This is a genomic window from Caballeronia sp. INML2 (genome assembly GCF_023631365.1).
Classification (GTDB): Bacteria; Pseudomonadota; Gammaproteobacteria; order Burkholderiales; family Burkholderiaceae; genus Caballeronia; species Caballeronia turbans.
This window is the reverse complement of record NZ_JALQDH010000023.1, coordinates 366944-393602: the sequence shown is the minus strand read 5'-3', so window position 1 is coordinate 393602 and position 26659 is coordinate 366944. Positions and strand designations below refer to the sequence as shown.

The 26659-nt window shown below is 63.1% G+C and carries 25 protein-coding genes; 6 read left to right on the top strand and 19 right to left on the bottom strand.

Going from position 1 to position 26659, the window contains the following annotated elements; all coding sequences use genetic code 11:
• Window position 1 precedes the first annotated feature (1 nt).
• The 17 genes from ureC to NCT32_RS10265 form a co-directional block, all read right to left on the bottom strand.
• Window positions 2-1708, bottom strand: coding sequence for an urease subunit alpha (ureC, locus tag NCT32_RS10345; RefSeq protein WP_061121129.1), 1707 nt, complete (start codon window positions 1706-1708; stop codon window positions 2-4).
• 16 nt (window positions 1709-1724) lie between these two features.
• Entirely contained in the window at window positions 1725-2030 is a 306-nt protein-coding gene (locus NCT32_RS10340) for an urease subunit beta (RefSeq protein ID WP_250490161.1), read from the bottom strand.
• 4 nt (window positions 2031-2034) lie between these two features.
• Window positions 2035-2337, bottom strand: coding sequence for an urease subunit gamma (locus NCT32_RS10335; RefSeq protein ID WP_014192076.1), 303 nt, complete (start codon window positions 2335-2337; stop codon window positions 2035-2037).
• Window positions 2338-2412: 75 nt separating this feature from the next.
• Window positions 2413-3132: an amino acid ABC transporter ATP-binding protein gene (locus NCT32_RS10330; RefSeq protein WP_250476947.1), complete on the bottom strand. Its 720-nt coding sequence runs from the start codon at window positions 3130-3132 to the stop codon at window positions 2413-2415.
• Entirely contained in the window at window positions 3119-3769 is a 651-nt protein-coding gene (locus NCT32_RS10325; protein WP_061121132.1) for an amino acid ABC transporter permease, read from the bottom strand. Before NCT32_RS10325 ends, NCT32_RS10330 begins: the two co-directional genes overlap by 14 nt.
• A complete protein-coding gene (locus NCT32_RS10320) occupies window positions 3766-4443 on the bottom strand; it encodes an amino acid ABC transporter permease (protein ID WP_250490160.1) in 678 nt (225 codons plus the stop codon). The genes NCT32_RS10325 and NCT32_RS10320 overlap by 4 nt, the downstream gene beginning before the upstream one ends.
• An 18-nt stretch (window positions 4444-4461) precedes the next feature.
• Window positions 4462-5250 carry a transporter substrate-binding domain-containing protein gene (locus NCT32_RS10315; protein WP_250490159.1) on the bottom strand — a complete coding sequence of 263 codons (789 nt, stop codon included), beginning with the start codon at window positions 5248-5250 and terminating at the stop codon, window positions 4462-4464.
• A gap of 172 nt (window positions 5251-5422) precedes the next feature.
• On the bottom strand, window positions 5423-6283 hold the full coding sequence (locus NCT32_RS10310; RefSeq protein ID WP_250490158.1) for an urease accessory protein UreD: 861 nt from the start codon (window positions 6281-6283) through the stop codon (window positions 5423-5425).
• Between the two features lie 39 nt (window positions 6284-6322).
• Window positions 6323-7015: an urea ABC transporter ATP-binding subunit UrtE gene (urtE, locus tag NCT32_RS10305; RefSeq protein WP_250490157.1), complete on the bottom strand. Its 693-nt coding sequence runs from the start codon at window positions 7013-7015 to the stop codon at window positions 6323-6325.
• A gap of 90 nt (window positions 7016-7105) precedes the next feature.
• Window positions 7106-7990, bottom strand: a complete 885-nt coding sequence (gene urtD, locus NCT32_RS10300; protein WP_250490156.1) for an urea ABC transporter ATP-binding protein UrtD — start codon at window positions 7988-7990, stop codon at window positions 7106-7108.
• Window positions 7987-9180 carry an urea ABC transporter permease subunit UrtC gene (gene urtC, locus NCT32_RS10295; RefSeq protein WP_250490155.1) on the bottom strand — a complete coding sequence of 398 codons (1194 nt, stop codon included), beginning with the start codon at window positions 9178-9180 and terminating at the stop codon, window positions 7987-7989. The genes urtD and urtC overlap by 4 nt, the downstream gene beginning before the upstream one ends.
• A gap of 3 nt (window positions 9181-9183) precedes the next feature.
• Window positions 9184-10788, bottom strand: a complete 1605-nt coding sequence (urtB, locus tag NCT32_RS10290; RefSeq protein ID WP_250490154.1) for an urea ABC transporter permease subunit UrtB — start codon at window positions 10786-10788, stop codon at window positions 9184-9186.
• 81 nt (window positions 10789-10869) lie between these two features.
• Window positions 10870-12177: an urea ABC transporter substrate-binding protein gene (gene urtA, locus NCT32_RS10285; protein ID WP_250476941.1), complete on the bottom strand. Its 1308-nt coding sequence runs from the start codon at window positions 12175-12177 to the stop codon at window positions 10870-10872.
• A 316-nt stretch (window positions 12178-12493) separates the two neighbouring features.
• A complete protein-coding gene (locus NCT32_RS10280) occupies window positions 12494-12835 on the bottom strand; it encodes a hypothetical protein (protein ID WP_250490153.1) in 342 nt (113 codons plus the stop codon).
• Between the two features lie 699 nt (window positions 12836-13534).
• A complete protein-coding gene (locus NCT32_RS10275) occupies window positions 13535-14851 on the bottom strand; it encodes an MFS transporter (protein ID WP_250490152.1) in 1317 nt (438 codons plus the stop codon).
• 175 nt (window positions 14852-15026) lie between these two features.
• Entirely contained in the window at window positions 15027-15803 is a 777-nt protein-coding gene (locus NCT32_RS10270) for an SDR family oxidoreductase (RefSeq protein ID WP_250490151.1), read from the bottom strand.
• Window positions 15804-15818: 15 nt separating this feature from the next.
• Window positions 15819-17258, bottom strand: a complete 1440-nt coding sequence (locus NCT32_RS10265; RefSeq protein ID WP_250490150.1) for an aldehyde dehydrogenase family protein — start codon at window positions 17256-17258, stop codon at window positions 15819-15821.
• Between the two features lie 218 nt (window positions 17259-17476).
• On the opposite strand from NCT32_RS10265, the gene ppa reads away from it, so the two are divergent.
• A complete protein-coding gene (ppa, locus tag NCT32_RS10260; protein ID WP_061121142.1) occupies window positions 17477-18004 on the top strand; it encodes an inorganic diphosphatase in 528 nt (175 codons plus the stop codon).
• Window positions 18005-18055: 51 nt separating this feature from the next.
• Here ppa and NCT32_RS10255 read toward each other — a convergent pair whose 3' ends face one another.
• Window positions 18056-18349, bottom strand: coding sequence for a GIY-YIG nuclease family protein (locus tag NCT32_RS10255; RefSeq protein WP_250490169.1), 294 nt, complete (start codon window positions 18347-18349; stop codon window positions 18056-18058).
• Window positions 18350-18520: 171 nt separating this feature from the next.
• On the opposite strand from NCT32_RS10255, the gene NCT32_RS10250 reads away from it, so the two are divergent.
• The 5 genes from NCT32_RS10250 to NCT32_RS10230 all read left to right on the top strand — a co-directional run bounded on the left by NCT32_RS10250 (window position 18521) and on the right by NCT32_RS10230 (window position 25792).
• A complete protein-coding gene (locus tag NCT32_RS10250; protein ID WP_061121143.1) occupies window positions 18521-19663 on the top strand; it encodes a GNAT family N-acetyltransferase in 1143 nt (380 codons plus the stop codon).
• Between the two features lie 52 nt (window positions 19664-19715).
• Window positions 19716-21770 carry an NAD(+) synthase gene (locus NCT32_RS10245; RefSeq protein WP_250490168.1) on the top strand — a complete coding sequence of 685 codons (2055 nt, stop codon included), beginning with the start codon at window positions 19716-19718 and terminating at the stop codon, window positions 21768-21770.
• Between the two features lie 151 nt (window positions 21771-21921).
• Window positions 21922-22260, top strand: a complete 339-nt coding sequence (gene glnK / locus NCT32_RS10240; RefSeq protein WP_008342452.1) for a P-II family nitrogen regulator — start codon at window positions 21922-21924, stop codon at window positions 22258-22260.
• Between the two features lie 207 nt (window positions 22261-22467).
• Window positions 22468-24225 carry a cation:proton antiporter gene (locus tag NCT32_RS10235; RefSeq protein ID WP_250490149.1) on the top strand — a complete coding sequence of 586 codons (1758 nt, stop codon included), beginning with the start codon at window positions 22468-22470 and terminating at the stop codon, window positions 24223-24225.
• 160 nt (window positions 24226-24385) lie between these two features.
• Window positions 24386-25792, top strand: coding sequence for a gamma-glutamyl-gamma-aminobutyrate hydrolase family protein (locus NCT32_RS10230; RefSeq protein ID WP_061121145.1), 1407 nt, complete (start codon window positions 24386-24388; stop codon window positions 25790-25792).
• 101 nt (window positions 25793-25893) lie between these two features.
• Here the strand turns inward: NCT32_RS10230 and NCT32_RS10225 are convergent, their stop codons facing one another.
• Entirely contained in the window at window positions 25894-26628 is a 735-nt protein-coding gene (locus NCT32_RS10225) for a DUF2968 domain-containing protein (RefSeq protein ID WP_061121146.1), read from the bottom strand.
• Window positions 26629-26659 lie beyond the last annotated feature (31 nt).

Sequence of the window (26659 nt, the reverse complement as noted above, 5' to 3'; positions counted from 1 at the left end):
CTCAGAACAGAAAATAGCGCTGCGCCATCGGCAGAACGGTGGCGGGATCGCATGTGAGCAATTGCCCATCGGCGATCACCTGATAGGTCTGCGGATCGACGCTGATGGACGGCTGCCATGCATTGTGAATCATGTCGGCCTTGGTCACATTGCGGCAGTTCTTCACCGCGACGATCTGCTTGTTGAGGCCGTAACGATCCGCGATGCGCGATTCCGCCGCGAGCTGCGACACGAAGGTCAGCGACGTCTTGCCGAGCGCGCCGCCGCGCGTCGCGAACATCTCGCGGTAATGCACCGGCTGCGGCGTCGGAATGGACGCGTTCGGGTCGCCCATCTGCGCGACCGCGATCATGCCGCCCTTGACGATCATCGCGGGCTTCACGCCGAAGAACGCGGGCTCCCAGAACACGAGATCGGCCCATTTGCCCGGCTCGATGGAACCGACTTCATGCGCGATGCCATGCGTGATCGCCGGATTGATCGTGTACTTCGCCACATATCGCTTCGCGCGGAAATTGTCGTTGCGCGCATTGTCTTCGGCGAGCGCGCCGCGCTGCACCTTCATCTTGTGCGCCGTCTGCCAGGTGCGAATGATGACTTCGCCGACGCGGCCCATCGCCTGCGAATCGGACGACAGCATCGACAACGCGCCGAGATCGTGCAGGATGTCTTCGGCCGCGATCGTCTCGCGGCGAATGCGCGATTCCGCGAACGCGATGTCCTCCGCAATCGACGGATCGAGGTGATGGCACACCATCAGCATGTCGAGATGCTCGTCGAGCGTGTTGACGGTGTAGGGGCGCGTCGGATTGGTGGAAGAGGGCAGCACGTTCGATTCGCCCGCCACCTTGATGATGTCCGGCGCATGGCCGCCGCCCGCGCCTTCGGTGTGATACGTGTGGATCGTGCGGCCCTTGAACGCGGCGATGGTCGTCTCGACGAAGCCCGCTTCGTTGAGCGTGTCGGTGTGGATGGCGACTTGCGTGTCGGTGTCGTCGGCCACCGACAGGCAATTGTCGATCGCGGCGGGCGTCGTGCCCCAGTCCTCGTGAAGCTTCAGGCCGATCGCGCCCGCTTTCACCTGTTCGATCAGCGGCCCGGGCAGGCTCGCGTTGCCCTTGCCGAGAAAGCCTAGATTGACCGGCCAGCCATCGGCGGCCTGCAGCATGCGCTCCATGTGCCAGGGGCCTGGCGTGCAGGTCGTCGCGTTGGTGCCGGTCGCGGGTCCGGTGCCCCCGCCGAGCATCGTCGTCACGCCGCTCGCGAGCGCTTCGTCGATCTGCTGCGGGCTGATGAAGTGGATATGCGTATCGACGCCGCCCGCGGTGACGATCATGCCTTCGCCCGCGATCACTTCGGTCGCCGCGCCGATCGCGATGCTCACGTTCGGCTGGATGTCGGGATTGCCCGCCTTGCCGATCGCGAAGACGCGTCCGCCCTTGATGCCGATATCGGCTTTCACGATGCCCCAGTGATCGAGGATCAGCGCGTTCGTCACGACCGTATCGACGACCTCGGCGGCGGGGCGTTGCGACTGGCCCATGCCGTCGCGAATCACCTTGCCGCCGCCGAATTTCACTTCTTCGCCGTAGGTGGTGAAGTCGCGCTCGACTTCGATGATGAGATCGGTGTCGGCGAGGCGCACGCGGTCGCCGGTGGTCGGGCCGAACATTTCAGCATAAGCGCGGCGGCCGATGCGTAGCGTCATGTTTTCGATGTCCTGTTCAGAGTGGGCCCATCACGAGGCCATTGAAGCCGTAGACGTGCCGGTCGCCTGCGAGCGCGACGAGCTCGATGGTGCGCTCCTGTCCCGGCTCGAAGCGCACGGCCGTGCCCGCCGCGATGTTCAGCCGAAAGCCGCGCGCCTTCTCGCGTTCGAACTTCAGTGCCGCGTTGACTTCGTAGAAGTGAAAATGCGAGCCGACCTGCACGGGACGGTCGCCATGATTCGCGACGACGACCGTCACGGTCTCGCGTCCCGCGTTGAGTTCGTGCTCGCCATCGTCGATGAAGTATTCGCCGGGGATCATGTTCTTAAGGGATCGGATGATGAACCGTCACGAGCTTCGTGCCATCGGGGAAAGTCGCTTCGATCTGGATGTCGGGAATCATCTCCGGCACCCCTTCCATCACGTCGTCGCGCGTGAGAAGCGTGGTGCCGTAGTGCATGACTTCGGCGACCGTCCTGCCGTCGCGCGCGGCTTCCATCAATGCGGCCGAAATGAATGCGACCGCTTCCGGATGATTGAGCTTGAGGCCGCGCGCGCGGCGGCGTTCGGCGAGCAATGCTGCGGTGAAGATCAGCAGCTTGTCCTTTTCTCGGGGCGTGAGTTTCATGAGCTTCTTTTACGGAGAAAGGCGTTTCGGGCCTTGCAATGCTAGCATCGGACGGGCTTTCGGAGAGCTTGCATGTCACTGGATGAAGCGCTGCAGCTCGACGCTCGAGGGCTTTTCGAAAATGGCTTCCGGCGCCCCCGATTCCCACACGCGTCCCTGATGCATGAACACGACCTTGTCGCTCACCTTGCGTGCGAAGCGCATCTCGTGCGTGACCATGATGAGCGTCATGCCGTCGCGCGCGAGATCTTCGACGACCGCGAGCACTTCGCCGACGAGTTCCGGATCGAGCGCCGACGTGATCTCGTCGCAGAGCAGGACGGTCGGCTTCATCGCGAGCGCGCGCGCGATCGCCACGCGCTGCTGCTGGCCGCCGGAAAGCTGATCGGGATAGGCGTCGAACTTGTCGCCGAGACCGACGCGCTCGAGCACAGTATGCGCGGTCGCGCGCGCCTTCGCCTTGTGGATCTTCCTGACCACGGTCTGCGCGAGCATCACGTTCTCTCCCGCGGTCAGATGCGGAAAGAGGTTGTATTGCTGAAACACCATGCCGACCTTCAGACGCAGCGCGCGCAGGTCGGCATGACGCGCATCGATATGCTCGCCATCGATTTCGATCGAACCTTCGTCGATGCTTTCGAGCCCGTTCAACGTGCGCAACAGCGTGCTCTTTCCCGAGCCGCTGCGCCCGATGATCGACACGACCTGACCGCGCTCGACGGCAAAGTCGATTCCCTTCAGCACCTGATTCGCGCCGAACTGCTTGTGAAGATTGCGGGTTTCAACGAGCGGCATTCCATTTCCTTTCGAGCGTGCGCGCATAGCGCGTCAACGGATAGCAAAGCACGAAGTAGATGATGGCGACGAGCCCATAGACGAGGAACGGCCGGAAAGTCGCGTTCGAAATCATCGTGCCGGCCTTCGTGAGTTCCGTGAAGCCGATGATCGATACGAGCGCCGTGTCCTTCACCGCCTGCACCGCGAAGCCGACCGTCGGACCGACCGCGATGCGTGTCGCCTGCGGCAGGACCACGTGTCGAAGCTGCTCGAAGTAGCTCATCGCGAGACTGGATGACGCTTCCCATTGTCCCTTCGGCACCGCTTCGACCGCGCCGCGCCAGATTTCCGCGAGATAGGCGCTCGTGAAGAGCGTGAGACCGACCGTCGCGGCGAGCCACGGCGAAACCTCGATGCCGAGCAGCGGCAGGCCGAAGAACACGAGGAACAGTTGCATCAGCAGGGGCGTGCCCTGAAAGATCTGGATGTACGCCTTGACGAGCGTGCGCAGCAGGTGCGAACCCGAGACGCGCATCACGAGCAGCGCGAAGCCGACGATGCCGCCCAGCACGAATGACACGATCGACAGCACGACGGTCCAGCGCGCCGCGAGCAACAGGTTCTCGACGATTTGCGCGAGGGTGAACTCGATCATCGCGCTGCGCTCCGGTTGCTCATCAGAAAGCGCTTGCCCGTCGCGTTCAACGCGGTGCGCAACACGAGCGCCATCACGAGATACGCAGCCGTAATGAAGAAGCACGTTTCGAAGGCGCGGAAGTTGCGTGACTGAATATAGCTCGCGGCGTAGGTGAGGTCCGGCACCGAGATCTGCGATACCACGGCGGAGCCGAGCATCGTGATGACGATCTGGCTGGTGAGCGCGGGAAACACCTTCGCGAGCGCCTGCGGCAGCACGACATGGCGAAACGTCTCGCCGCGCGACATGGCCAGCGACGCCGCCGCTTCGTGATGCCCCTTCGGCACGGCCGCGATGCCTGCGCGGATGATTTCGATCGAGTACGCGCCGAGATTGAGCGTCATCGCAAGAATGGCCGCGACGTATTCGCTCAGGTGAATGCCGAGCGCGGGCAGGCCGAAGAACACGAAGAACAGTTGCACGATGAACGGCGTATTGCGCACCGCCTCGACATAACCGCCGACGATCGCGGCGAGCCACGCTTGCCGGCTGTCGCGCGCGGCGGCACCGAGTACGCCGACCGACACGCCGAGCGCCGTCGACACGGCGGTCAGTGCGAGCGTCGTCGCCGCGCCGCTCGCGAACATGCCCGCGTACTGCGCGAGATCGGCGAATTGAAGTTCATAGGCCATACGTTGCCGCGCTCTTGATCAAAGGCTCGCGGGCAGCGGCTGGTTGAACCACTTCTTCGACATCGTGTTGAGCGTGCCGTCCTTTTTTGCCTGCGCGATGGTGTCGTCGACCTTGGTCATCAGGCGCGGCTCGTTCTTGTTCATGCCGACGAAGCAGGGCGAATCCTTGATGATGAACTTCGCTTCCGGCCGGCGCGGCGGATTCTTCGCAAGGATCGCGGCCGCGACGATGTTGCCCGCCGCGATCAGTTGCACCTGTCCCGAGAGAAACGCGGAGATGGTCGCGTTGTTGTCCTCGAAGCGCTTGATGGTCGCGTTCGGTGCCATCTGCGACAGCGCGATTTCTTCCAGCGCGCCGCGCGTCGCGCCGACGGTCTTGCCGGTGAGATCGGCGGGGCTGCTCACCTTGATGTCGGTCGGGCCGAACACGCCCTGGAAGTAGGGCGCATAAGGGGTGGAGAAATCGAGCACCTTCTCGCGTTCCGGCGTCTTGCCGAGCGACGAGATCACGAGATCGACCTTGTTGGTCGTGAGATACGGAATGCGGTTCGCGCTGTTCACGGGCACGAGTTCGAGCTTCACGTTCATCGATTTGGCGAGCAACGCGGCCATGTCGACGTCGTAGCCTTGCGGCTTCATGTCCGCGCCGACCGAGCCGAAAGGCGGATAGTCCTCGGGCACGGCGACGCGCAATGTGCCGTTCCTGGCGATGGTGTCGAGGGCGTCGGCGTGCGCGGCGAAGGGCGCGAGGGAAAGCAGCAACGCGACGAGTGCGGTGCGTCGCGCGCGGGAAAACGTGGTGAGCATCGATGATCCTTCGGTCTTGAACGGCCGCATTGGAAGGCGCGGCTCTCGAGCCGAGGCTTAAAGCGAGAGTCGTGCCATCGATGTCTATTCGTTGTATCGCCTGCGTTTGCCGGTTGCGAGCCTGTCGTCGCGCACAACGGGTGTGCAATCCGATGCGCTGCGCTGGTGCGTACTAGGTAGTCCACAAACGCAAAGGCCGCGCATCGACGCCATGCACGACGGGACGAAGGCGCGTCCAGCAATCGGTGAGCGTGTTCTGGAGCGGCTCCATCGAGCGGCTGATCGCGCGCACGATCAAGACGCCCGGTCCGACGCACGATGCGCCGGCGCGCAGGTCATCATCGAAGGGCAGTTGCGCGGTGAGGGCTTCGGCGAGGGCATCGTCGCAAGCGGGGCCGATCGCCCACAGCGTGCCGTAGGCGGGAAAGCCGGCGAGTCCTTGCGCGGCATCGCGCAGCGGATCGTTTGCATCGAGCAGCGTGCGCTCGAACCAGAGCGTCGAGCCGTCACGCCGCGTAATGCGCGATATCGCCTTGATGTGTCCTTGCGTCCACTTTTCGCCGGCGGCGGCGCGGCCGAGCAGCATCGCGTCCCAGCCGATCGCGCTCGCGCCTTCATCGAGTGTGAGATTGAATTCAAGTTCCACGTTCGACGACTCGAACAGGATGTTGTTTTGCGGTAGCCAGTCGAGCTTCGCGTGCGCCGCGAGAGCTATATCGACGCGCTGCGTCGCGAGCTTGCCGTTGGCCTTGTACCATTTGGTCGCGCCGGGCGTCGTGATGACGGCGTGCGTGTGCTCATCAAGGCGCACGTCGATGGACAGGCGGTCGCCGCCCGCCACGCCGCCCGGCGGATGCACGATCACCGAGTGACAGATATCGCCTTCGGGATAGAGCGGCCGTTGCAGCCTCAACGGTCCTTCGTGCTTGCGATGAACGCAAACGGTGCGGCCATGCTGATGCGCGTAGCCGAGTTCGAGCGAGCCGCGCCATGTGTTCGGATTGACGAGCGTCGCGTGCGATTCAAGAAGCATGAAAAAGAAGCGATATGCGCGATGGAGAGGGAATCGTCATCATACGGCGATCAGCTCGCGCACTCCATGCTCGTCCATCTCGGAGCCCGCGCCGCCCGCGACGATTTCGCCGCGACTCATCACCCAGTAGCGATCGGCGAGCTCGCGTGCGAAGTCGTAATACTGCTCGACGAGCAGCACGGTCATGCCCATTTCATCGACGAGCTGTCGCAGCGTGCGGCCGATGTCGCGGATGATAGACGGCTGGATGCCCTCGGTCGGTTCATCGAGGATGAGCAGTTGCGGCTCGCTCATCAGCGCGCGGCCGATTGCGAGCTGTTGTTGCTGACCGCCCGAGAGATCGCCGCCTCTGCGGTTTTTCATGTCTCTGAGGACGGGGAAGAGATCGTAGATGCGATCAGGAATCTTCGATGGCGCTTTTCGGCTCGCTGCGCCGACCAGCAGGTTCTCTTCCACGGTGAGACGCCCGAAGATGTCGCGTCCCTGCGGCACGTAGGCGAGGCCGTTCGCGACACGCGCGTGAGTTGGCATCGACGAGATCTTGTTGCCGCGCCAGTTGATGGTGCCGCTTTTGGTCGGCACGACGCCCATCAGACAGCGCAGCAGTGTCGTCTTGCCGACGCCGTTGCGGCCGAGCAGCACCGTGAGCTCGCCGTCGGGCACGGTCATCTTCACATCGCGGAGGATGTGACTGCCGCCGTAGTACTGGTTCAGGTCTTCGACTTCTAGCATTTTGGCCTGCTTTCTGTTGGGGTTTCGTTTCGCTGGATCCCGTTAGCATGTCGGGCTTGCGCCAAACGAAAGCCCGCGGCAACAAACAAATCACCGCCCGAGATAAGACTCAATAACGGCCTCGTCCCGCTTGACATCATCCAATGTTCCTTCAGCGAGAACCCGTCCTTCAGCCATCACAGTGACCTTGCCACTGTCGCCAGCAAGCGCAGCAACGAACTCCATATCATGCTCGACGACCATCATCGAACACGATCCGCGCAGCTTGTTCAGAAGCTCGGCGAGTTCCATCGTCTCGTGATCGGTCATGCCTGCGGCAGGCTCATCGAGGAGCAAAAGAGCAGGCTGCTGCATCAGCAACATGCCGATTTCGAGCCGCTGCTTCTGTCCATGCGAAAGCTCCCCCGCGAGCCGCGTCGCCTGATGCTGCAATCGAATCAGCTCCAGTGTTTCCTCGATGCGCGCCTGTGCCTGCCGATCCAGCCGCGCGCGCAGAGATGCAAACCAGCGCTTGTCGGTCTTCATCGCGAGTTCGAGGTTTTCCCACACGGGATGGTTCTCGAACACAGTCGGCTTTTGGAATTTGCGGCCGATGCCCGTGCGCGCGATCACCGGCTCCGACATGCGCGTGAGATCGAGCGTCTGGCCGAGAAAGACCTTGCCGTCATCGGGGCGCGTCTTGCCGGTAATGACGTCCATCATCGTCGTCTTGCCCGCGCCGTTCGGGCCGATCACGCAGCGCAACTCGCCCACGTCGATGGACAACGCCAGCTTGTTCAATGCGCGAAAGCCATCGAAGCTCACGGTGACGTCCTCGAGATAGAGAATCGTGCCGTGCGATACGTCGATCTCACCGGGCGCGAGCACATGGCCCAGCCCCGAGATGACGTTGATGTTCTTGTGATTCGATTCGGGCGAATCCGGCGGGGGCGGAATCGGCGGAAGGTCGACGATCAAAGCATGGTGTGCGGTCATTCTGCGCAATCTCCAGCGGTCTTCTTGCGGCGCGCGAGATCGATGAGACCCATGATGCCGTTCGGCAGAAGCAAGGGCACGAGCGTGAAGATGAGGCCGAGGAAGAACAGCCAGTACTCCGCGAAGTATGCGGTGAAAAAGCTCTTCGCGCCGTTCACCGCAAACGCGCCGATGATCGGGCCGATCAACGTGCCGCGTCCGCCGACCGCTACCCAGATGGCCATTTCTATCGAATTTGCCGGCGACATCTCGCTCGGATTGATGATGCCGACCTGCGGCACGTACAACGCCCCCGCGATGCCGCACAGCACGGCCGACACGGTCCAGATGAAGAGCTTGTACGCGAGCGGGCTGTAGCCGAGAAACATCAGACGCGCTTCGCCGTCGCGCACGCCGGTGACGACGCGCCCGAGCTTCGACGTGACGATCCAGCGCGCCGCGAGAAACGCGAGCACGAGCACGGCGAACGTGATGAGAAACAACGCCGTGCGCGTACCCGGATGCGTGACGGAGAAGCCCGCGATGCGCTTGAAATCCGTGAAGCCGTTGTTGCCGCCGAAGCCCGTTTCATTGCGATAGAAGAGCAGCATCGCGGCGAAGGTCATGGCCTGCGTGATGATCGACAGATACACGCCTTTCACGCGCGAGCGGAACGTGAAGAAACCGAACAGCCACGCGAGCACGCCGGGCACGAGCACGACGAGCAGCAACGCGTACCAGAGATGCTCCGTGCCTTCCCAGTACCACGGCAGCTTGTGCCAGTCGAGAAACACCATGAAGTCGGGCAGGTCGCTCTGATACGTGCCTTCGCGGCCGATCGAGCGCATCAGGTACATGCCCATCGCGTAGCCGCCGAGCGCGAAAAAGAGCGCATGGCCGAGGCTCAGGATGCCGCAGTAACCCCACACGAGATCGAGCGCGAGCGCGCCGATCGCATAGCACATGAGCTTGCCGATGAGCGTCATCGCATAGGCGGACAGATGGAACGTGCTCGTCTCGGGCAGCACGAGCGCGCTGACCGGCACGAAGATGCCCATCGCGATGATGAGCGCGATCAGCGCGAGCCATCCGTTACGCGGCAGGAGCGCGGCGCGCGGCGGCAGGCCGAGCGCGAACCCCGCGCGCGCGGCGCCCGCATCGGGTTGCGGCGCGACGTCGAGATTCGCGCCGATGTTGGTCGAGGCGGTCATGGCTCAGGCCTCCGCGCTGCGGCCCTTCAGGGCGAACATGCCCTGCGGACGCTTCTGAATGAACAACACGATGAGCACGAGCACCGCGATCTTCGCGAGCACCGCGCCCCAGAACGGCTCGACGGCCTTGCTCACGAGCCCGAGCCCGAAGCCGCCGATCACCGTGCCCGCAAGCTGGCCGACGCCGCCGAGCACCACCGCCATGAACGAATCGATGATGTAGCTCTGGCCGAGATCCGGCCCGACGTTGCCGATCTGCGAGAGCGCGCAGCCGCCGAGTCCTGCGATGCCCGCACCGAACGCAAACGCATACGAATCGACGCGCGCGGTCTTCACGCCGACGCACGCGGCCATGCGGCGGTTCTGCGTCACCGCGCGCACGAAGAGGCCAAGACGCGTCTTCGTGAGCACGCCCCACGCGATCGCGACCACCGCGAGCGAGAACGCGAGGATCGTCAGACGGTTGTACGGCAGGATGAGGTTCTGCATCACCGTGACGCCGCCGCTCATCCACGAAGGATTCGTCACCTGCACGTTCTGCGCGCCGAAGAGCGTGCGCGTCGCCTGAATCAGGATCAGGCTGATGCCGAAGGTCGTCAGCAGTGTTTCGAGCGGACGTCCATAAAGATGTTTGAGCACGAGCCTTTCCAGCACGATGCCGACCAGCGCCGCCGCGATGAACGATGCGGGCACCGCGAACAGCGGATACCAGTTGAACGCGGCGGGCGCGTAATGCTGCACGAGGTTCTGCACGACATATGTCGCGTACGCGCCGATCATCAGGAACTCGCCGTGCGCCATGTTGATGACGCCGATCAGGCCATACGTGATCGCGAGGCCGAGCGCCGCGAGCAACAGCACGCTGCCGAGCGAGAGGCCCGCGAAGATCGTGCCGAAGATCTCGCTGCGGCGCTGAATCGAATCGAGCGCGTAGAGGCCTTCCTGCGCCGCGTTGCGCACGCGTTCATCGGGTTCGTCGAAGGAGCCGTCGGCTTTCCTCGCGACGATGGGCCGCAGCAGCTCGTACATGTCCAGATCGTGCCGCGCCGCGACGAGTTGCGCCGCTTCAAGGCGCTTGCCGACGTCGGGATCGTGAAGGGCGGTCATCGCCCAGAGCGTGTCGAGGCGCTTCTTCAGTTCGGGATCTTTCTCGATGGCGCGCGCGCGGTCGATCAACGGCTTCATCGAGGCGTCGGGGTTCTTGAGAAGCGCTGCGATCGCTTCGCGGCGTTTGGCGGTATCGGCGGAGGCGAGCTGCAGGCCCGACAACGCGCCGGCGACCTTCGTGCGCAGGATGTTGCTCAACGTGATCTGCTGCGCATCGGGTGCTTCGACGGTCTTGCCGGTGATCGGGTCCTTCGTGCCGTCGTCGGTCTGAATGTAGACGTGGCCGTTGTCGGTCGCGACGAGCGAGCCATCGGACAGCGCGGTCAGCACGGCGACCGATGGCGAATCGGCGTTGGCGATGAGCTTGTCGATGGCGGCGGATCTGGCTTCGAAGTCGTCGCCGGCGAGCGGGGCGAGGTCGTCGCTGGTGAGTGCGCGGGCGCTGAACGGCGCGATCGCGATGAAGAGCGCGAGCAATACGCGCATGAAGGAACCGGTCATGATGGCCTTTCTGATGAGACATGGACGGCCGCGCGAATCAAGAAGGCGCGCGCGGCCTCACTGCTTCAAACCATCACGGCATCACGCGACACGCACGCGCTGACGGCGCAGGAACGCGGGAATGGAGCTGACGATATCCGGCTTGCCCTGATTGCCAGCGATATACGGACTCCACGGCTGCGCGCGCACCGCCGTCTTCGTCTTCCACACGACGTTGAACTGCCCGTCGCCGCGAATTTCGCCGATCATCACCGGCTTGTGCAGATGGTGATTGCCGTCCATCGACAGCGTGAATCCCGAGGGTGCGGCGAAGGTCTGGCCGATCATCGCGGTGCGCACCTTGTCGACGTCGGCGCTCTTGGCTTTTTCGACGGCCTGCTTCCACATGTGGATGCCGACAAAGGTCGCTTCCATCGGGTCGTTCGTCACGCGCTTGTCGCCGCCCGGCAGGTTTTGCGCTTTCACGTACTCGAAGAATTGCTTCTCGAACTTCGAGTTGTTCGTGTTCTTTACCGACATGAAGTAGTTCCATGCGGCGAGATGGCCGACGAGCGGCTTCGTATCGATGCCGCGCAATTCTTCTTCACCGACCGAGAATGCGACGACGGGCACGTCGGTCGCTTTCAGGCCCTGGTTGCCGAGCTCCTTGTAGAACGGTACGTTGGAATCGCCGTTGATCGTAGAGATGACAGTTGTCTTTCCCCCTTGGGCAAAGGTCTTGATGTTCGCGACGATGGTTTGATAGTCGCTATGTCCGAATGGTGTGTAGACCTCTTGTATGTCCGCATCCTTGACGCCCTTGGAATGTAGGAACGCGCGCAGGATCTTGTTGGTCGTGCGCGGATACACGTAGTCGGTGCCGAGCAGGAAGAAGCGCTTGGCGCTGCCGCCTTCCGGACCCATCAGATATTCGACGGCGGGGATTGCCTGCTGATTCGGCGCCGCGCCCGTATAGAACACGTTGCGCGACATCTCTTCGCCTTCGTACTGCACGGGGTAGAACAGCAGGCCGTTGAGTTCCTCGAAGACCGGCAGCACGGACTTGCGCGAGACGGACGTCCAGCAGCCGAACACGACGGCGCACTTGTCCTGCGTGAGAAGCTGACGCGCTTTCTCGGCGAAGAGCGGCCAGTTCGAAGCCGGATCGACGACGACGGGTTCGAGCTGTCGGCCCATGACGCCGCCGCTCTTGTTGATATCGGCGATGGTCATGAGCGCCGTGTCCTTCAGCGACGTCTCGGAGATCGCCATCGTGCCCGACAGCGAATGCAGGACGCCGACCTTGATCGGACCCGTATCGGCGGCCTGCGCCTTCGTGAACGGAAGCTGACCCGCGAGGGCGAGCGCCCCCGACATGGAGCCGAACTTCAGCAGACTGCGTCGTTTCATGATGAATGTTCCCCTTGCCGATGTGTTTGTTTGAGCAATGACGATTGCTCGCATCGTTCTGCAAGGGTTATGCCAATGAGTGTGGAATGCCCGGATCGCTTGGGTTTGCGGGTGGTTCGTGGAAGGTTTTACTGCTGCGTGGTCATGTTGTGGGGCGGGGTTTTGGTGCACATCGGAGGTTGCGTGCATCGTTGCGGTGCGGGTGCGCTTTGTTTTTGCTTATTGCGCGATCCCGTTATCGTGTCGGTCTATTGGCACTGCCTCTTTCCGGGGCGGCTGTCGCTTTCTTCGCACATGTGCCAACCATGTCTCCCTGCTATTGATCGGGACGTTCGATCGGTTCCCAATTCATCGAGTTTGCAGTAGTGATTTGCAAACGAGGGCGAAGTTCTGGATGCGCTTGCACCTGACTAAGAATTGCCATACATCCGATAAGTCGTGCGTGTTCGTTCGTCACTGGTTCGCCGCATTGATCGGCGCGATCAGGAGGCACGTTGAAAACGAATCCTGCGGCCGCTCGCTCTGCAATGGCTGATTGCACGGCGTCTCGATGAACAGTACAGACCTGGAGTTGCTGCGAATCTTCATCGTAAAAAACAATCGTGGCTCGGCGGCGGTCTTTCATCTCAATATCCTCGGCATCGCTGGAAGTTTTCAAAAGCTCGTTGCTTACATAGTAGGTAAGTGCGTGAATCTTGAAAGGTCGCTCGGGCGACTTGGCATTCTTCCATTTCGAAATCGTATTGCGCGTAGCACTCAGCCTCTTCTGCCTCACCGACTCCACGCGCGGCCAATTCGGTCGCATTGTCACCCAATGAATTCGGCTGATACTCGAATAGATGCGCGTCACCAATCCGTGATGACGTCGCGCGACTCTGCGGCACGCTGACTGCGCGGCGCTTCTGCCGGTCCTCTTGGATTGCCTTGACACAGGCTCGCAAGTCCTCGTGGGTCGGCATGGAGGACACAAATACGCCAAACGAACGGGAATTCGCTAGTGAGTTATTCCGAAACTGGGATGCGGACAACGGAAGGGTCCCGCGCAAATCCGATGTACCCATCGGCCGCACAGCGGGCTGGAGCTATTTTCGTGCTGAACCAGTGAAGCAAGCGATGCGATGTGCCAGACCGTGCACGAGCCAAGCCCGGTTAGGCCTTCTAGGGCGACACTTAGGCGAGTGCCATCGGCGGTTGGCAAGCATGGTCAAACTGCGTGTGGCCGCGGGCCTAAACGAGCTGCTTTCTTTGCAGCAGCAAAGAAAGTGACTGCAGCCCCGCACAGGGGCAGTGCTAATAGACCGACGCGAAATCAGGATTCCACGAAAGCTAATAGCACAAAGCCCCAATCAAAAAAACCCTACCGATTAACCATTCGCGCCGGCACGCTCAACGCGAGCAGTGCCCCAAGTACCAAAAACCCCGCAAGCATATACATGCCGCTCGCAGTAGAAGCGGTCACCTGCTTGAGCCACCCGACGAGATAGGGACTCAAAAACCCGGCCAGGTTACCCAAAGAATTGATCATCGCAATCCCCGCCGCCGCGCCCGTCCCAGCGAGAAACGCCGTCGGCAGACTCCAGAACAAAGGCAACGTAGTGAGAATGCCCATCGTCGCAAGCGTGAGGCCGATCATCGCGAGCGTCGTGTTCGACGCCCACACCACCGACAGCACCAGCCCGATCGCGCCGATGAACGCCGGAATCGCGATATGCCAGCGGCGCTCGCCGGTCCGGTCCGCGCTGCGCGCCGCGTACAGCATGCCGATCACCGCCGCGCCATACGGAATCGCGGACAGCAGGCCGACCTGCAATGCATCGGAGACGCCCATCGACTTGATGATCGTCGGCAGCCAGAAGCTCACGCCGTAAAGACCCATCACGAACGAGAAGTAGATGAGGCTCATCAGCCAGACTTTCGGGCTCGACAGGATCTTGCCGAGCGGCAGATCTTCCTTCTCGACGTTATCCGCCGCGATATTGCGCTCGAGCAGTTCGCGTTCTTCCTGCGTGAGCCACTTCGCTTTCGCGATGCGGTCGTCGAGCATCGCGAGCACGACAAGACCGACCACGACCGACGGGATGCCTTCGAGCAAGAGCAGCCATTGCCAGCCGTGCCAGCCATGCACGCCGTCGAAACTCTTCATGATCCAGCCGCTGATCGGACCGCCGATCAGACCGGACAACGCGATGGCCGTCATGAAAAGCGTCGTCATGCGCCCGCGCCTGCGCGCCGGAAACCAGTACGTCAGATAAAGAATGATGCCGGGGAAGAAGCCCGCTTCGGCCGCGCCGAGCAGGAAGCGCATCACGTAGAACATCATCGGCGTCGTGATGAACATCGTGAGCGCGGAAATGATGCCCCACGAAATCATGATCCGCGCGATCCACACCCGCGCACCCACGCGATGCAGGATCACGTTGCTCGGTATCTCGAAGATGAAGTAGCCGAAGAAGAAGATGCCCGCGCCGAAGCCGTACACGGCGTCCGAGAGTTGCAGGTCTGCGGCCATCTGCAGTTTCGCGAAGCCGACATTCACGCGGTCCAGATACGCGACCACGTAGCAGATCAGCAAAAGCGGCGAGAGCCGCCACGCGACCTTGCGATACGTGGCCTCCTCGAAGGCCGATGGCGCACCCGCGCCGGGGCGGGGCATGGGGTTGGCGGTGCTGGCCATGTTGCTCGTCTCCTCTAGTTTTTTAGCGTTCGACGTCGAGCGGATGGGCCCGCTCGCGATTACAGACGCGTAAGGATTCTAGCCCGGCGACATTCACGCCAAACGCTTGTTATTGCTAGGGAAAGCACGGATGTCCGGGCGCACGCCGCATCGTCGCGCGGCGTGCGCGCATCGCTCAGACGCAGCGGCCGCCGTCCACTTCGAGGGCGACGCCCGTGATGAACTCGGCGTCGTCGGAGGCGAGGTAGAGCGCCGCGTTGGCGATGTCCTGCGGCGTCGAGAAGCGGCCGAGCGGAATCGTCGCGAGGAACTTGCGGCGGTGCTCGGGCGTGTCTTCCATGCCCATGAACTCGGAGAGCAGGGCGGTTTCGCCCATCACCGGATTGATGCAGTTCACGCGGATGCGATCCGGGCCCAGTTCCACCGCGAGCGCCTTGCTCGCGATGATCACCGCCGCCTTGCTGCCGTTGTACCAGACGAGTCCCGGGCGCGGCCGCACGCCCGCCGTCGACGCGATATTGATGAACGCGCCGCCGCCCTGCTCGCGGAAGTACGGCACGAACTGCTCGACGCTCCAGTAGATGCTCTTCACGTTCACCGCATAGACGCGGTCGAATTCGGCTTCGGTCACGTCGAGTACGGGCTTGTTGCGATGCGTCGTGCCCGCGTTGTTGACGACGACCTGCACGCTGCCGAAGTCCTGGATGGCCGCGTCGAAGAGCGTTTGCCAGTCGGCGCGCCGGGTGACGTCGCCCGCCACGGCGATCGCGCGGCCGTGCTTCACTTCCGGCGACGACGCGAGCGCGATTTCGCTCGCCACACGTTCGGCCGCCGGGCCGTTGAGATCGTTGACGACGACGTTCGCCCCCTCGCGCGCGAAGGTCTTCGCGATGCCTTCGCCGAAGCCCGAGCCGCCGCCCGTCACGATCACGGTTTTGCCTTGCAGTCGCATGCCTGTCTCCGTTATTTACCCATGTTTGATGGCGATGGTCTTCAGCGTCGTGAAGCCGTACAGCGCTTCGAAACCTTTCTCGCGTCCATGCCCGGAATGCTTCACGCCGCCGAACGGCAATTCGATGCCGCCGCCCGCGCCGTAGTTGTTGATGAACACCTGCCCCGAGCGCACGCGGCGCGCGAGGCGCATCTGCCGCGCGCCGTCGCGTGTCCAGATTCCGGCTACGAGGCCGTAGTCGGTGCCATTGGCGAGTTTCAGCGCATCGGCTTCGTCGTCGAAGGGCATCGCGGCGAGCACCGGGCCGAACACTTCCTCGCGCGCGAGACGGTGCGTCGGCGGGACGTCGCGCAGCAACGTGGGCGCCTGATAGAAGCCCGCTTCGGGCGCATCGCCCACGACTTCGCCGTGCGCGGCCATCGGGATGCCGTCGTGCTGCGCATCGGATAGAAAGTCCCACACGCGCTGCTGCTGCTTCGCGCTGATGAGCGGGCCGCAGTCGAGATCGAGCTTGCTCGGACCGACCTTCAGCGCCGCGAACGCCTGCGACAGCCGCTCGAGCAGCGGCTCGTAGGCCGCGCGTTCGATCAGCACGCGGCTGCCCGCCGAGCATGTCTGCCCCGCGTTCTGCACGATCGCGGCGACGAGCACGGGCAGCGCGGCGTCGAAATCGGCATCGGCGAACACGATCTGCGGCGACTTGCCGCCCAGTTCGAGTGTCACGGGGACGTGGTTATCGGCGGCCATCTTGGTGACGGCCGCGCCCGTCGCGGGCGAACCCGTAAACGAGATGTGGTCGGTGCCCGGATGCCGCGCGAGCGCCGCTCCCGCTTCGTGCCCGTAGCCGGTGACGATATTGAGCGCGCCGTCGGGCAGGCCCGCTTCCGCCGCCAGTTCGGCGATGCGCAACAGCGACAGGCACGCGTCTTCGGCCGGCTTCGCGACGCACGCATTGCCGGTTGCGAGCGCGGCGCCGACGCTGCGCCCGAAAATCTGCAGCGGATAGTTCCACGGCACGATATGGCCCGTCACGCCGTGCGGCTCGCGGATCGTGAGCACGGTATAGCCGGATTGATAGGGCAGGGTTTCGCCGTGCAGCTTGTCGGCGGCGCCCGCGTAGAACTCGAAGTAGCGCGCGATGCCGGTGGCGTCGGCGCGCGCCTGTCTGAGCGGCTTGCCGGTGTCGCGCGCCTCGATCTGCGCGATTTCCTCGTGGCACGCGCCAATCAGCATCGACAGGCGCGCGAGGATGCGTCCGCGCTCGGCGGCGCTCATCGCGCCCCAGTCGCCTTCGAACGCGGCGCGGGCGGCGGCGACGGCGAGGTCGATGTCGGCCGCCGAGCCGCGCGCGATCTGCGCGAAGATCTGCCCGTCCGACGGATCGACGACGGGGATCGTCTCCCTGCCCGATGGCGCGACCCATCGGTTGTTGATGAAATGCTTCGCGTCTTCCATGCACGTCTCCTGAAATCGGGTTTCTGCTGCTGGAATTCGATGCTGAATCCGATTATCGCGCCAACGCCCGGCGCGCGCCGTGCGTGCAAAGGACGCGCAAACCGATTGGCTATAATGACGCAATCAAGCATCCACACGCGCGAGGGTTGCGCGGTTCGTCCAAGGACCGTCCGCCCGTGCGATTCCATCTCCGACCTCAACTTCTCCAGAGAGTGCTCATGAGCTTCAACAACGTACCTCCCGGCCGTGATCTCCCCCAGGATTTCAACGTCATCATCGAGATCCCCGCGCAAAGCGATCCGGTCAAATACGAAGCGGACAAGGACATGGGCCTGCTCGTCGTCGACCGCTTCATCGGCACCGGCATGCGCTATCCGGCCAACTATGGCTTCATTCCGCAAACGCTCTCCGGCGACGGCGACCCGGTCGACGTGCTCGTCATCACGCCGTTTCCGCTGCTCGCAGGTTCGGTCGTGCGCGCGCGTGCGCTCGGCATGCTGCAGATGACCGATGAATCCGGCGTGGATGCGAAGCTCGTCGCGGTGCCGCACGACAAGATCTGCCCGATGACGGCGAACATCAAGTCGATCGACGACGTGCCCGAATACCTGAAGGACCAGATCAAGCACTTCTTCGAGAACTACAAGGCGCTCGAAAAGGGCAAGTGGGTGAAGGTCGAAGGCTGGGCGGGCATCGACGCCGCGCACAAGGAAATCTCTGAAGGCGTCGCGAACTTCAAGAAGTAAGTGCGCTTTTTGACGAAACGCCGCCGCGTTGCCGAAACGCGGCGGCGTTTTTTATTCTTCTTCGCTTGCTTCTGTCTGGGGCAGCAACGATTCGAGCGTCCGCTCTCCCGCGATCAACGCGCGCTTCTGCTGCGCGCTCAGACGCTTCACACGATATTCGGCGCGCAACGCCTCCGATCTCCCTGCCAATTCGAACGACGCCAGCACACGGAGAGGTTTCCTTGCACGCGTATAGCGCGCGCCCTTGCCGCTCGCATGCGCGCAGAAGCGCGCTTCGACGTCCGTCGCGATGCCCGTATAGAGGCTGCCGTCGGCGCATTCGATCAGATAGAGGAACCACGGCATTGCGTTGGGCCGGCGCTCGATGAATGATTTGCCGCGCATTATCGCCGAAAGCACCGCGTCGGGGCGCTTTTGTCCGCTTCGGCGTGCTGCTTCGACTTGCGCGAGAATAGCCGCTTTCGGGCGCCGCTTTTGCACGGCTCGCGCTCATCGATATTTCAGCGAGGTAGCCTGTTGAATCGCGAGGTCGAAATTCATGTAGTCGATGCGCTGGACGAAATTCCGGCCGACGACTGGAACCGGCTCGCCGGCGATAACCCGTTCGTGCGTCACGCGTTTCTCTCGGCGTTGCAGGAAACGGGCTGCGCCGTCAAGCGCACCGGCTGGCGCGCGCATCATCTGATATTGAAACGCGGCGGCGAATTCGCCGGCGCAATGCCGCTCTATCTGAAATCGCATTCGCGCGGCGAGTATGTGTTCGATCACGCCTGGGCCGACGCCTTCGAGCGCCACGGCTTGCGCTATTACCCGAAGGCGCTGTCCGCCGTGCCGTTTTCGCCGGTGACGGGGCCGCGCCTCATCGCCGCGCATCACGAGGATCGCGTGTTGCTCGCGCGTGGCGCCATCGAATTGACGCGGCGTCTCGAACTGTCGTCGCTGCATGTGCTGTTTCCGCACGCGCAGGACGTCGAGGCGCTGACCGACGCGGGCTACATGCTGCGCGAAGGCGTGCAGTTTCACTGGGAAAACCTGCCCGGCGACGGCTACGCGAACTTCGACGCCTTTCTCGCGACGATGAGCCACGACAAGCGCAAGAAAGTGAAGCAGGACCGCCGGCGCGTGACGCAAGCGGGCGTGACGTACACGTGGCTGCGCGGCGCGCAGATCGACGAAAGCGCGCTCGACTTCTTCTACGATTGCTACGACAACACGTATCGCGAGCACTGGAACGCGCCTTATCTGTCGCGCGAATTCTTCGGCCAGATTCACGCCAGCGCGCCCGACAGCATGCTGCTCGTGATCGCCGAAGCAGACGGCGAGCGGCTCGCGTGCGCGCTCAACATGATCGGCGGCGACACGATGTACGGCCGTTACTGGGGCACCCGCGAATTCATCTCGGGGCTGCACTTCGAGACGTGCTACATGCAGGGCATCGCGTATTGCATCGAGCACGGGCTCGCGCGCTTCGAGGGCGGCGCGCAGGGCGTGCACAAGATGTCGCGGGGTCTCCTGCCGACGCCGACATGGTCCGCTCACTGGATCGCCGACCAGCGTTTCGCGCACGCGATCGCCGAGTTTCTCGATGCCGAGACGCAGGCAATGGATCAGCATATCGAGGAACTCGAAGCGCATACGCCGTTCAGGAAGAAGACGTGATGCGATAATCGACGAGACCTTTCGTTGCAATACGCGCACATCCATGTCGACCATGAACAGAAACTTCTTCAACCTGTACAGCCACGACTTCGCGCGCGTCGCGGTCGGCGTTCCGGCCTGCAAAGTGGCCGATCCGGCGTTCAATGCGGCGCAGACGATCGAGCTGGCGAGAGAGGCCGCCGCGCGCGGTGCGGTGCTCGTCGCGTTTCCCGAGCTCGGCATTTCCGCCTACACGTGCGACGATCTCTTCCATCAGCGCGCGTTGCTCGATGCCTGCGAAGACGCACTGCAAAGCATTCTGGACGCGTCGAAGGGACTGAATATCGCGATGATCGTCGGCGCGCCGATCAAGACTGAGCACAAGCTCTTCAATTGCGCGATCGTCATCGCCGACGGATTCATTCGCGGCGTCGTGCCGAAGAGTTATCTGCCGAACTACGGCGAGTTTTACGAGGCGCGTCAGTTCAGCCCCGCCGATGCCGCGGCGACGAACACGCTCACGCTCTGCGGTCAGGACGTGCCGTTCGGCGCATCGCTGCTGTTTCAGATCAAGGATCTTCCGCTCTTCAGATTTCACGTCGAGATTTGCGAGGACGTGTGGGTGCCGATTCCGCCGTCGTCGTTCGCGGCGCTCGCCGGCGCCACCGTGCTCGTGAATCTGTCGGCGTCGAATATCGTCGTGGGCAAGTCGGCGTATCGGCATCAGCTCGTCGGGCAGCAGTCCGCGCGTTGCGTCGCGGCGTATCTGTACACCTCGGCGGGCAATGGCGAATCGTCCACCGATCTGGCCTGGGACGGGCAGGGCCTCATCTACGAGAACGGCGAACTGCTCGCGGAATCCGAGCGCTTCTCGGATCAGTCACATCTGATCTTCGCGGATGTCGATCTCGAACGGCTTTCGCGCGAACGCATGAGACAAACCACGTTCGGCCGCTCGACGCACCGGCACGCACACGAAGTCGAACAGTTCGATGTCGTCGAATTTCCGCTGGCGGTGCCGGCCGACGAGAAGCTGCCGCTCGAACGTCGCGTCGCGCGCTTTCCCTACGTACCCGCCGACGCCGCGCGCCGCGACGAGCGATGCAACGAGGTGTACAACATTCAGGTGCAGGCGCTGTTGCAGCGGCTTCAGTCGTCGGGCATGTCGAAGGTCGTCATCGGCATTTCGGGCGGGCTCGACTCGACGCATGCACTGCTCGTGTGCGCGAAGGCGATGGACCGTCTCGGCTTGCCGCGCGCCAATATCCTCGCCTACACGATGCCGGGCTTCGCAACGAGCGATCGCACGCTGCGGCAGGCGCGCGAGCTGATGGAAGTCGTCGGCTGCACGGCAAGCGAGATCGACATCCGGCCGAGTTGCGTGCAGATGCTCTCGGACATCGGCCATCCGCACAGTTCGGGCGCAGAGCAGTACGACATCACGTATGAAAACGTTCAGGCCGGCGAGCGCACGAGCCATCTGTTCAGGCTCGCGAATCTGAACAACGCGATCGTCATCGGCACGGGCGACCTGAGCGAGCTCGCACTCGGCTGGTGCACCTACGGCGTGGGCGATCACATGTCCCACTACAACGTCAACGCGAGCGTGCCGAAGACCTTGATCACGCATCTGGTGCGCTGGGTCGCGGAGTCGGGGCAGATCGGCGGCGCCGGAACCGATGTGCTCGAAAACATCCTGAGCACCGACATCAGTCCGGAACTCATTCCCGGCAAGACGAGCGGCGTGGTCGAGCAGAAGACGGAGAGCGTCATCGGTCCGTACGAACTGCAGGACTTCAACCTCTACTACACGTTGCGCTTCGGATTTGCACCAACGAAGGTCGCGTTCCTCGCGCTGCATGCATGGCGCAACCGCGATGCGGGCGCGTGGCCGGAAGGTCCGACAGTCGCGCGGAATCAGTACGACCTCGGCGAGATCCGCAAGAATCTGCGGATATTTCTCGATCGGTTCTTCCGCACGAGCCAGTTCAAGCGGTCATGCATACCGAACGCGCCGAAGGTCGGCTCGGGCGGCTCGCTTTCTCCGCGCGGCGACTGGCGTGCGCCGAGCGACGCACAGGCAACGGTATGGCTCAAGGACCTCGAACGCGTTCCTGCGAAAGAGTGATGGCGCGCGAAATTCCGTCATTACATGGCCACCTCGCGATTTTCCGGACGGCTTGCTAGATGAAACGCGGCTAGAATCGAAACCATCTGCCCCACGCGGGGCACGACGTTTTTTTCGAACCCCTTGAATCGATCTTTACGCGAGGCACGCCATGAAACGCATCACCGCCATCATCAAACCGTTCAAGCTCGACGAAGTCCGCGAAGCGCTCGCCGAAGTGGGTCTCACGGGCCTCACGGTCACGGAAGTGAAGGGCTTTGGCCGCCAGAAAGGGCACACCGAGCTTTATCGTGGTGCAGAGTATGTCGTCGATTTTCTGCCGAAGGTGAAGATCGAAGTCGTCGTCGCAAACGATCAAACCGATCAGGTCATCGACGCAATCATCGGCGCTGCGCGCACCGGCAAGATCGGCGACGGCAAGATCTTCGTCGCCGATGTCGAGCGCGTGATCCGTATCCGTACCGGCGAGGAAAACGAAGCGGCGGTCTGAGCGCCGCGTTTCGTCACGTCGATCGCGCCATCCCGGCCCGCCGTTCGCGCGGGCTTTCTTTTTCTTCTCTCGCGTCGTGCATGCACCAGAGCGATGCGCCTCGTCGCTGTGGACTTTTTTGAGCCGGCTTTATTGCCTGGGCGCAGGATTGTCCCATCCGTGCTGTAACATCGAATTCCTGGTTATATCTTTGTAAGGAATTGTTTGATGCATCACGCGATAGGCTTCATTCAGGATCTCGCGGTGATCATGGCTATCGCGGGCGTCGTGACAGTGCTGTTCCACCGTCTGCGGCAGCCGGTCGTCCTGGGCTATATCGCCGCGGGCGTGATCATCGGGCCGTACACCCCGCCGTTCAATCTCATTCACGACGAAGCGACGATCCAGACGCTCGGCGAACTCGGTGTCGTGTTCCTGATGTTCTCGCTCGGGCTCGAATTCAGCCTGCGCAAGCTCTTCAAGGTCGGCGCGACGGCGTTCGTCGCGGCGCTCTCGGAGATCGTGCTGATGATCTGGGTCGGCTACGAGATCGGGCGATGGTTCGGCTGGACCGCGATGGACTCGCTCTTTCTCGGCGCGATGCTCGCGATCTCGTCGACGACGATCATCGTAAAGGCGCTCTCCGAACTCGGCATGAAGGGCGAGCACTTCGCGCAGATCGTGTTCGGCATTCTGATCGTCGAGGATATCCTCGCTATCGCGATGCTCGTGCTGCTCTCCGGGATCGCGCAGACGGGCTCGGTGAGCGCGGGCGTCGCCGTCGTCACGCTCGGCAAGCTGTTGCTCTTCATGACGGTTTCGCTCGTCGTGGGCATTCTGACGGTGCCGCGCGCGCTCAATTACGTGGCGCGCGCGAAGAGCGACGAGATGCTGCTCGTCACCGTGCTCGGCTTCTGCTTCGGCTTCTGCCTGCTCGTCGTGAAGCTCGACTATTCGATTGCGCTCGGCGCGTTCCTGATCGGCGCGATCATGGCGGAATCGAAGCATCTCGCGCGCATCGAGCATCTGATCGCGCCCGTGCGCGACATGTTTTCGGCGATCTTCTTCGTGACCATCGGCCTGCTGCTGAATCCGTCCGTGCTCGTCGATTACGCGTGGCCAATCGCAGTCATCACCTTCGCCGTGGTGCTCGGCAAGATCGTCTCGTGCGGGCTCGGCACGTTTCTCGCGGGCAAGGACGGGCGCACGTCGATGCGTGTCGGCATGAGCGTCTCGCAGATCGGCGAGTTCTCTTTCATCATCGCCTCGCTCGGGCTGTCGCTCAAGGTCACGAGCAGCTTTCTCTATCCGATCGCGGTGGCCGTGTCCGCGCTCACGACGCTCTTCACGCCGTATCTGATCCGCGCCGCCGATCCGCTCACGATGCGCCTCGCCCGTGCGATGCCCGCGCCGCTCGCGCATACCTTCGGACTCTATTCGCAGTGGCTCGCGAGCCTCGCGCCCGTCTCCGGCGGCCCGACGCTCTTCTCGATGACGCGGCGCATCGTCCTGCAGATCGCGGTGAATCTCGCGCTCGTCGCGGCGATTTTCCTCGGCGCGTCGTATTCGGCGCCTTTCGCGTCGGGCTATCTGGCGCGCTGGCTCGACACCGACAACGCGCGGCGCGTCGTGCTGTGGAGCGCGGCGCTCGTGATCGCGCTGCCGTTTCTGGTCGCGGTGTATCGCAAGCTCGAATCGCTCGCGCTGCTGCTCGCCGAAGTGAGCGTGCAGCCCGCGAAAGCGGGGCGCTTCACGCGCGCGATCCGCTCGGCGATCTCCGGGCTCATTCCGATCGTCGCGATGTTCGGCGTCTTTCTGCTCGTCGCGGCGCTGTCGGGCGGCATCCTGCCGCCGTTCGGCCTGATGGTCGGCGTGCTGCTGTGCGCGGCGCTCCTGCTGACGGTGTTGTGGCGCTGGTGCGTGAAAATCCACGCGACGATGCAGATCGCCTTGCGCGAGACTTTCGAGGAACCGCGCGACCATTGACGGCTTTCTTCACGGGATTGCCCTTACAGCGGCTGAAGGGTTCCCCGCGATAATGTGAGCCGATGTGACCAAATGTTTGCTGGTTTGCCCCGTGCCGGTCTGAGGCGGATAATCGGAGTCTGTGCATTCTCCTTATGGCGTTCGAGCGCCTGAATCCGGAATGAGCGATAACAAAACGTCCAACGACGCAAGCAGCACCGCTGCGCGCGCAAGCGCCGCCGACTCTCAAGCCGCTCCGCACAGCGCGAATCCCACGGCGCCGCCCGAAGCGGCGGCAGCGGCCTCGGCGCCCGGCCCGAAGGCGAGCGCGACCGAGCGGGCAGCGACGGATGCGCCTTCCAGCGCATCGAACGTCGAACCGGTCGACACGGCGCAGGCCCGCCGCGACGAAGCGCAGCAGGCCGCCCGCGACGCGCGCGCATCGGCGGCGAGCGCGGCTGCGGCGCAGGAAGCCACGGTGCGCGAAACACCGCGCGCATCCGGCAAGCCCAAGGCGAGTCTCGCCGAGAATTTCGAAGCCGCGACCGAAGCGGAAGCCGCGAGCACGGCCAGTGCGCACTCCGCGGCGTCCGATTCGCCGACCGGCCGCGCGACCGTCCTGCCGCCCGAATTGACGGAGGCGCCGGACTTCAGCAAGCTCAATCCGCCGCCGCTGCCGTTGTCCGAAGAGGCGGCAGCGCCGGCACAGCCCGCATATCTCAAGCACTCGGATTCGGCGTGGTCCGTGTTCGGCCGGATCATCGCCGCGCGTGCGCGTCAGATTTTCGACCGCGCGGGCCAGCGCATCACGCAACGTACGTTGCGTATCGGCGTATCGGCGCGCATCTTTCATCCCGAGCCGGGGGCGAAAGGGCTGCGCGGCAAGACGCTGCAATATCTCGAGGAGTCGATCGCGCACTGGGTCATGTCGCGCGACGTGCTCGTGTTCATGATTCCGACGGTCGGCCATCAAGGGATGCTGCATCCGAGCAACATCCGTCTGCGTGACTATGCGAAGCATCTCGACGGCCTGCTGCTCCAGGGCGGCGCCGACGTTTCTCCGCAGTCCTACGAGGAAGCGACGACGCGTCCCGAATGGCCGGGCGACCGCGTGCGCGACATGTACGAGCTGGAACTGCTGCATGAGTTCGTTGAGTCGGGCAAGCCCGTGCTCGGCGTGTGCCGTGGCTGTCAGCTGATCAACGTGGCGTTCGGCGGCACGCTCTACGGCGACATCGCCACCGATGTGCCGACGGCCGGCATCCACGTCAACGAACACTACGACCAGCATCGCCATTCGATTCGCTTCCCCGATGGTTCCACGCTCGCCAACATGTTCCCGAACCAGCGCGAGGCGATCGTCAACTCGATCCACCATCAGGCGGTGAAGTCGATCGGGCGCGATCTGAACATCGAGGCGGTGTCGGCGGCGGACGGGATCATCGAGGCGGTGCGTTATCGGAAGGCGCCGTTCGTCGTCGGCGTGCAATGGCATCCGGAGTTTCATCGGGCGGGCGGCGCGGAACTGCTCGATTGCACGCCGCTGCTCGATACGTTTCTGCGCGTCGCCCGCGAAACGCGCTTTTGAGCCGAATTTTTGAGCCGAATTCGCGTTTCGGCATGTCGCAAAACGAGAAGGCCCGCTCGATTCGAGCGGGCCTTCTTGTTTTCAAATCCGTGCAGCCGATCTCACCGCGATGGCGTCACGCTCACCGGTGCGAGTCCCGCTTCCGTCTGCTTCTGAAGCTGTTCGACCTGCAATTGCAGCGCGCGCAGCTTGCGTTCGGCTTCCAGCTTGTCCGTCTGCAGCACGGCGGATTCGGCCTGCAATTGCTGCTGACGCTGCGACACTTGCGAATCCTGCTGCTGCGCGAGTTGGAGGTCGGCGGTGAGCCGGTTCGCACGGTCAGCCGATTTCGCGATCACGCGCTCGAGCAAAGCCTTCTGCGCCTGCAATTGCGTGCGGCGGATTTCGCCATCGGCGAGTTCGAAGCTCTTGCGCGAGAACTGCGCATAGATCGATTCGGCGCGGGCCGCGTCCTGTGTCTTGACGACGCGCCACCAGCGCGCGTCCTGCGAGAGCGCGACGTAGTAGAGCATCTCTTGCGCGAGGAAGAAGAGCTTCGCGCCGTAGCTGCCGTTGTGCGTCGCGCGCAGTTCCGTGAGGCTGCCCGCCTGCGCGAGATTCTGCAATTCAGCGATGTTGCCTTCGACGCGCGGCGCGTTCGAATCGGCGTTCAGATCGGACAGATCCATGAGTGCGGACTGTGCGGGCTCGTTTGCGGGAGCCGCAACTTGAGCCGTCGTCGCGGCGGCTTTTGCCGTCGCGGGTGCCGCGAACGTGCTCGTGAACGGCGCGAGGAGGCCACAGAGGGATAAGGCGAGCGTGAGCGTCGCGTAACGGAGATAACGTAGTTGCATCATGTTGGCGTCGGGGCCGGAATGGTTGATTGGG